Annotated in this window: 9 protein-coding genes, 1 tRNA gene and 1 other RNA gene; 2 read left to right on the top strand and 9 right to left on the bottom strand. The window is 58.3% G+C overall.

The genetic code is table 11. From position 1 onward, the window contains the following. The 9 genes from ACTHV6_RS10355 to ACTHV6_RS10315 all read right to left on the bottom strand — a co-directional run. Nucleotides 1-180, bottom strand: a 180-nt coding sequence (locus tag ACTHV6_RS10355) for a hypothetical protein (protein WP_441387435.1), incomplete at its 3' end; no start/stop codon positions are given. A gap of 153 nt (nt 181-333) precedes the next feature. Beyond that, the gene (locus tag ACTHV6_RS10350) at nt 334-969 is read right to left on the bottom strand and encodes a hypothetical protein (protein ID WP_441387434.1); all 636 of its coding nucleotides are present in this window, start codon (nt 967-969) and stop codon (nt 334-336) included. After that, nucleotides 966-2129, bottom strand: coding sequence for an AAA family ATPase (locus tag ACTHV6_RS10345; protein ID WP_441387433.1), 1164 nt, complete (start codon nt 2127-2129; stop codon nt 966-968). Before ACTHV6_RS10345 ends, ACTHV6_RS10350 begins: the two co-directional genes overlap by 4 nt. Continuing rightward, nucleotides 2126-2521 (bottom strand): hypothetical protein, encoded by a 396-nt coding sequence (locus ACTHV6_RS10340; RefSeq protein ID WP_441387432.1) that lies wholly within the window; start codon nt 2519-2521, stop codon nt 2126-2128. Before ACTHV6_RS10340 ends, ACTHV6_RS10345 begins: the two co-directional genes overlap by 4 nt. A 20-nt stretch (nt 2522-2541) precedes the next feature. Then, complete coding sequence (locus tag ACTHV6_RS10335; RefSeq protein WP_441387431.1) at nt 2542-2814, bottom strand: hypothetical protein; 273 nt, start codon at nt 2812-2814, stop codon at nt 2542-2544. A 2-nt stretch (nt 2815-2816) separates the two neighbouring features. Next, nucleotides 2817-3053 carry a helix-turn-helix domain-containing protein gene (locus ACTHV6_RS10330; protein WP_441387430.1) on the bottom strand — a complete coding sequence of 79 codons (237 nt, stop codon included), beginning with the start codon at nt 3051-3053 and terminating at the stop codon, nt 2817-2819. A 527-nt stretch (nt 3054-3580) separates the two neighbouring features. Then, the gene (locus ACTHV6_RS10325) at nt 3581-4753 is read right to left on the bottom strand and encodes a tyrosine-type recombinase/integrase (protein ID WP_441387429.1); all 1173 of its coding nucleotides are present in this window, start codon (nt 4751-4753) and stop codon (nt 3581-3583) included. Nucleotides 4754-4907: 154 nt separating this feature from the next. Continuing rightward, nucleotides 4908-4992, bottom strand: a tRNA-Ser gene (locus ACTHV6_RS10320). A gap of 174 nt (nt 4993-5166) precedes the next feature. Next, the gene (locus ACTHV6_RS10315) at nt 5167-5727 is read right to left on the bottom strand and encodes a YbaK/EbsC family protein (protein ID WP_441387428.1); all 561 of its coding nucleotides are present in this window, start codon (nt 5725-5727) and stop codon (nt 5167-5169) included. A 102-nt stretch (nt 5728-5829) separates the two neighbouring features. On the opposite strand from ACTHV6_RS10315, the gene ffs reads away from it, so the two are divergent. Together ffs and ACTHV6_RS10305 are read left to right on the top strand one after the other, a co-directional pair. Beyond that, nucleotides 5830-5926, top strand: an RNA gene (gene ffs, locus ACTHV6_RS10310) — signal recognition particle sRNA small type. Nucleotides 5927-6004: 78 nt separating this feature from the next. Beyond that, nucleotides 6005-6607: a LytR C-terminal domain-containing protein gene (locus ACTHV6_RS10305; RefSeq protein WP_441387427.1), complete on the top strand. Its 603-nt coding sequence runs from the start codon at nt 6005-6007 to the stop codon at nt 6605-6607. The last annotated feature ends 208 nt before the right edge of the window (nt 6608-6815 follow it).

Raw genomic sequence — 6815 nt, 5'->3', positions numbered from 1 at the left:
GGCGGCAGTGTCCGAAACAATGAGCGGCACATGAAGCTCGTTGCTACTGGTGTTGACAAGAGTGGCGACTTGGTAGGCCACAGAGTTCTTTTGCACGGGCAGAACGATCAGGTCCCCGTACTCCTCGGGCAGGATTCCGCCCATACCCTCGGCGCTGGTTAAGAGTGTTTGATTAGGCATGAGAGCCTTCTTTCCGGCGGCCAAACAATAGAAAAGTGGCCACCAATAGAACTTAAATGTGTTCTCACTGGTGGCCACTGGCCTAACCGGTGCGCCCCGCTGGGGCTACGTGTTCGAGGATCTAGCCACGGACTAGTGAACCTCTAGCAACGATTATACATCCCGGCCCGCGTTGAGCGCATCGCTCCATGTTTTCTTTTCGCTGGCAAGATCTTCGCTCGGTTTAGTCCCGCCTGTAGGGCGCAGCTTCGGCATGGGCTTGCCGCCGCCCGGGCCCCGTCTGCCTACCTTGCTGACCGCAGAGATTACGCCCGCGATCTTATCCTCGTCAAGCTCGCCGCTCTCGCTGACGAAGGAGAGTGGATCTAGCCCTACGTCCCACAGCATTTGTGTCATGTCCGAATCGAGTTTCTCGTTTAACGCGGCCGTCACGTCGCGCGTACGCATTTCGCGCACCTGCTCTCTTAGAGTGTCGCGCTCAGCCTCGGCTTCCCGAAGCTTTACACGATACTTCGCGGCCTCGGAATGAGGCTTCTGGGCCTTACGGTCCTCGGCTTCTTCCTCGGCGGCGTCAGGTCTGCTTAACTCATCCTTGGTGTCCTCATTAGGGGTGAGGTCATCGTTAGGGGTGTGCGTCGAGGGCATATCCTCGTTAACGTCCTCGGTCTGGATCTCTTCGATCTGGTTTTCTTCTGCCATAGTGTTCTCCTGTTCATCCTCTGATCTTGCTTGCTCGGCCACGGCCTGCGCCGCTGCCACTACTGCTTGAGCTTCCTTGTCATTACTCATGCTGTTTCTCCTAGTACTTGTTCCCTGAGTCGCCGTCCCTGGGCGAGGTAATCGGTCTGGTCCCGCCCGTCTTGCTTGCCTTGGATAGGTGTGTCCAAAGTGTCCAATGCGTCCAATTGGGGTGAAGTGTCTGTTGTGGTTTGGACACTTTTCCCACTTTGGACACTGCTATACGGGGCGTACTGGCCACGAGCTGGGTTAGTGATTCGTCCCTGCTCGAAAAGCCTCTTGAGATACTTCCCTGCTTTATCGTTCGGCCAGCCCATGAGTGTGGCCACCTGTGAAGGACTCACGCCCTCGGAATGGGCGGCCACGTATTCGTAAACCGTTGCGGCGTCATCTCCAAGGCTCTTGGTTGCCCGCTCGGTCTGGGCCATGCTGGCAGACTCGGCAAGATCATCGCCCGTGAGATACCAAGATCCCTCAGCCATGTTGGCCGCGTACTCGTTTTCGGTAACGTCTCGGCCAGTGACTTTAATCAGGGCGCCATTATCGCCACGAGAGCGCTCCAGAACGATCGTGTAATCAGCCGCGCCGTTAAGCCCGTTGGTGCCAGAAGTAGCGTCCATGAAGTCACTGCTGCCCATTTTCCGGGAATGATGAACCACGAGAAGCGCACTACCGGGATGCCTGTCCGCGATCGCCTTCAGGTAAGCCCCCACTGCGTAATCACGTTCGTAGGCGCTTTGTCCCGGCCCGGCCGAGTGTAGGACTTTCCCCAGAGTGTCGAGCATGACTAGCCCGCCCTCGTGAGTGTTCAGCCATGCCTCAATCGTCTGGTACACGTCGGCCGGATCAACGGCACTCGTGAAGTACTCGAAGCGCTCCGGGATTCCCTCACCTCCGGTTAAGGAGCGTGCACGGGACTGCATACGCCGGTTTCCATCTTCTAGTGCCGCGTACAGCACGGGGCGGGCCTGTACGGGAATCTTGCCGAGTGCCTTCCCGCCGCTGGCGACAGCTAACCCGATGCCGAGCACGAACCATGACTTGCCCAATTTCGGCGGACCGATCACAAAACCCATACCCTCAGCTATCAAGCCCGGTACTGCCCACTGCAAAGGCGGGAACTTCTGGACATCTAACCAAGCACCGTTGTGGATCTTATCGAGCGGACTTGTGGGCCTCGGGGCGGGCCTCGGATAATCTTGCGTGCTCATGCTGCTAGCCCCCTCTCACGAAGAAGGGCGCGCTGAACGTGCGCTCCCTCATGGTCGCCTCGGCGTTCGGCCAGCTCCGCATACGGAACATTCCCAGCGCGAAGGTGCTGCTGTACGGTGGCGTGGAACTCGCGATGCAAGGCCCGGCGCTTCTCCGCCATGGCGTATTGGGCAGAGCGGATACCTGAAGCAACATAGGGCGTGAGGATCTCCCGCTGCTCGGCGTTCAACGTCTCGGGTGCCGGTTGAGCGCCCCTGAGCGCCGCTGAGTAGGCCATGAGATTACGGGCGGCAGTCTCAGGGTCGAGTTCCTCCACAGCATCCAAACCAAGGCCGTACAGGTAGCCGTGTTCGTAATACGACATTGCGGCCCGGGCCCCGGCTAGATTCATTTCGTAAGGCAGTGGCGTTCTCACTGCTCCACCCCCACGACATCTAGGCGGGCGAGGAACAGGCGAACATCTTGGCCACGATCAGCGGCACGCTGAGCCGCTCTCTGCGCGCTGGGAAGGTTCAGGTAGACACGGCGACGCATACGCTCCTCAGTGGCTTCTACAACCACGACATACACGCCTTGCACATAGGCAGTGAACTTGTCGGACTCTGCTGCTAGAATGCTAGGGAAGAGTCCGTCAGTTTCTTCTTGGTCCGTCCCGTTGCCCGCGGGGCGGATTTCTTTATCCATACTCACGCAGCATCACCCGCAATCGCGCGGGCCATGGCGTTGTGCTCAGCGAGTGGCGTGACTGGTTTCAGTGCGCGCTTGATATCCTTCGGATCAATGAGGACATTCTTAACGCCGGGAAACTTGTAAGCCTTGAGATCCCCGCGCGCTACTAGGCGGCGCAAGGTTCGTTGCGATAGGCCGGTGTAGTCGCTGGCCTGTTCGTAGTTCAGATATCCGGTCTCAATGCTCTGAGACATAAAAAACGCCTTTCGGGTGCGCTTACTACAGCACCCGCGAAGGCGTTCTAACTTCCTATAAATGACCGTATAGGCACGGAGCCGAGCACTGCTGCCCTGCTAGTAAGGACTATAGCACTCTTTCAGTGACATGCACAGGCCGCAACAGGCTCACAAGATCGGGTAATGCTCGTCCACATCAGAGCGGCTCAAAACTGCTTGAAGTCCCCGTAACGAGATCTCATGGACGCCGTTCTCCATCAGCCTATCTAGAACGTAGCTAACTGTTCCTGAACCTCCAGTCACATGCTCCCCGCAGCGGGGACAAGTCAAGTCGTACCGCACACGGTCCATATCCTCACTTATCGGGAGCCATTCTTCCGGGTCCCTCTTCTTGGTTTCGGAGCGGGCAATATGCCAAGAGCTTTCTACCTGAGCCCATCCTTTCCGGTAAGCCACTCTCGTAACGTGGGCGTCCTTTCCTTTGTGGTGCGAATCGGCCTTACGATCACAGAAAACGCGGATCTCGTATTCTTCACTAGCCATAATCAGTTCTCTTTCATCATCTTGTTCAGCCGGGCCGTAAGTTCCTGATCCCGCTTTACGCTCGAATGCTGGTAACGCTGGGCGGCCTCAATATCTTTGTGTCCGCCTCGGCGCATCGTCTCGGTAGTAGTAGCCCCTGCTTGGGCGTAGAGAGTGAGGCCTAGGTGCCGTAGGGCGTGGAAGTTGGTGCCGGGGCGCACCTTGGCGCGGGCATCATTCCACCGACTCGCGAACGCGTTATGCGACATCGGCCGGGTCTTATCCCTCGAAGAAGGAAACACGGGGGACTCTGGGGCCGTCAACACGTGAGCTTTAAGGTGTGCATGGATCTTCTCGGCCAGCACGTCAGGGATAGCCACCTTGCGGTAAGAATCATCCTTCGGTGCGCCGTAGGCCGGGGGTTTCGACTTACTCAACCATTGCCGCTCGATCGTTAATTCACTTGCCCCGGCCTTGTCTAAGTTCTTGAAGTCTTGGCGCTGTAGACCGAGCACTTCACCTACCCGGAGCTGTAGCCACACTGCGAGCTCCACAGCTAGCCGGGTATCGGCGGGCATCGCATCGGCTAGGGCTTCGGCTTCCTCCAGTGAAGGAATATCCTCATCGGCGCGGCGTCCGGTCCCGGCTTTCTCCACCTTCACTTTCACGGGCGATTCCTTCAGGCCCCCGACGCCCGCGAGCACGGCGGCGTTGAACATTGCCCTTAGTGTGCGCGCCACGTTACGTGAAGCTCCCTCGCCGCTTCGCTTGGCCAGCTCCACGCACTGGTTGACCAGTTCGGGCGTGACGTTCACAAGCGCGGTTGTGGCGAGCACGGGAAGGATATGGGCGTTGAGAGTGGACCTGTAGCTAGTCACAGTCCCTGGCGAGCGTGGGTGAGGCCCGTCCTCTAGGGACTCAAGCCAAACAGTGGACCACTCCCCCACAGTCACCTTCTCCGCTACCGCCGCTTCACGTTGCTTCTTGAGCTGGCGGCGGCGCTCTGCGGGTGGAACGAACTTCTCAAGGATGATCTCAGCCCGATACTTGTCCATAGCAATCTTGGCGAGTTTGAGCGTCGGGTACATTCCGCAGCTGTATTGCTTGCCGTGGTAGCTGAGTCTCAGGTGATACAGGCCGTTATTCATGGTTATGCCACGAGGAAGGTTCGGGTTCTTCTTCGGTGTAGGCGACATGGCAACACTCCGTGACTTGACTATTACTATCAATTATCTAGAATATAGTCTATCAGGGACCGTTATAGTCCGCTTGTGTCTAGTTCGGTGTTTTCGGAAGTGGCGTCACTGCAACGAAAAACCCCGCAACCTCAATGGTTACGGGGTGTCGCTGCGGAGGATGGGGGATTCGAACCCCCGAGGGCTTGCACCCAACACGCTTTCCAAGCGTGCGCCATAGGCCACTAGGCGAATCCTCCTTGCGCTAACGCGCCCAATAAGCTTAACCGATGCCTCAATCAGTTCGCGAATTCTTGCGGTGAGATGCCAAGCACGTTGGGCCGTTCTCCGCGAGCCTCCACGATCCTTGACGATCCCATCGTTTCAGCACACCCCTCGCCCTTCGAGCTCGTGGCATGTGCCGCTATTGAGGATCAGACCTCGACCGCCAGCCCGTCGATTACCTCAGCGGTGGGGAGTGCCGCGAGTAGGGCACCCGGAACTGCGAGCTTCGAGGTCCGTAGGCCCGAGCCGATCACGCAAAAACCCTCAGCAACACGGGAATCGATAAGCAGCCGCCAACTGTCCGGTACGCCAACCGGCGTGATTCCGCCATATTCCATCCCGGAGGCTTCAACTGCACGCTCCTGCGGCCAGAACGAACACTTGCGCACGTCCAGTAAGCGCTTGATCGCGTGATTGACATCCGCGTGCGTTGTTGCCCGGACAACCGCTGCCGCGATGCGCTCTTCGCCGTTACGCTTTCCAGCAACGAGCACACAGTTGCACGAAAGTGCCAGATCCATCCCGTAATGCTCGGTCATTGAGTCAGTATCCGCATACTCCGGATCGATGGCTGCCACGACCGCCTGATCGGCGAGCTCAGGAGAGCTTTCAGCGATCACGCCAAGTGCATCAGCCACCGGCTGCGCAAGCAACTCCAAATGATCCAGCGCTTTGACCCACTGGGCTGTTCCCATTCCTTCAATTGCCATGCGTCCAGCCTAGTGACTCACCTTCGCCATGCCACAGGGTGTGCGGATAGCGGACAATTCACACGAGTTGGCTATTCGGGTTGAACGTACCGTAGAATGTCATTCGGCTCCCCACGTGGCGCCATCTTTCAAAACTCCCCCAGGGCCGGAAGGCAGCAAGGGTATGAGAGCTCTGGCGGGTGCGTGGGGAGTCCTTTACTCCAAAATTCCCGCCTCGCTGTTCCCAATTTGAGCGGGAGCGATGCAGAATCCTTCGCTCTCCGCTACGGTTTAACCTGTGAGTAGTGGCAATATGACAGCGCGCGAAGAATACCGCCGGCGGACCCAGCAGCGGCAAACGGTCGTTTTCGGGACCGTTTCAGCAATCATGGCGGTGCTGCTTTTGATCGCGATGCTCGTATGGGCGGGTGTCATGCCGTTCCCATTCGATCGCAAGTTCTCCGAGGCTCCCGACCCTAACGAGGTCATCACACCCTGCCTACCCGCGGGAGAGAGCGATCCGGTTGATCTGGCCACTATCAACGTCAACGTATACAACTCCACCACCAAGACCGGGTTGGCCGGCGATGTTGCCGGTTCGCTCGAGAAGCTAGACATCGCAGTCAGCAATGCGGACAACTGGGCGGGAGAAACCCTCAATGAGCCCGCCCGTATCCGGACTGGCCCAACCGGTGTGGTGGCCGCCTACACGCTCGCACAGTTCGTCCCCGATTCGGTGATCCAGTTCAACCCAGATCAAACAACCGACACCTTGGACGTGGTGCTGGGCGACGATTGGAACGGCCGCCTCACGACGGACGAAGTGGCCGCCGAATACCCCGAGGGCAAGCTTGAGAATGTTCCCGAGTGCACGCCCCTTGAGGATGCGGCCTCGAACTAGAACGAAAGCACGAACGAGAACTCGAGAGAACTCAAACGAGAAAAGGTGAGGAACCCGAGCAGGGCGCCTCACCTTTTTCAACAGCTTCTCGTTAACTACCGATTCGCGGCGTCAGTTTCTACGGAGTCGCCTTCCGCCGAATCGCCTTCCGCCGAGTCACCGGCCCCGCTCTTCTTCCCAACGCGGCGCCACCACCCGTAGTTGTGCT

It is taken from the genome of Ancrocorticia sp. (assembly GCF_052089425.1).
Taxonomy (GTDB): Bacteria; Actinomycetota; Actinomycetes; order Actinomycetales; family Actinomycetaceae; genus Ancrocorticia.
The sequence above is the reverse complement of the archived record's forward strand: the minus strand, read 5'-3'. Positions and strand labels throughout refer to the sequence as shown.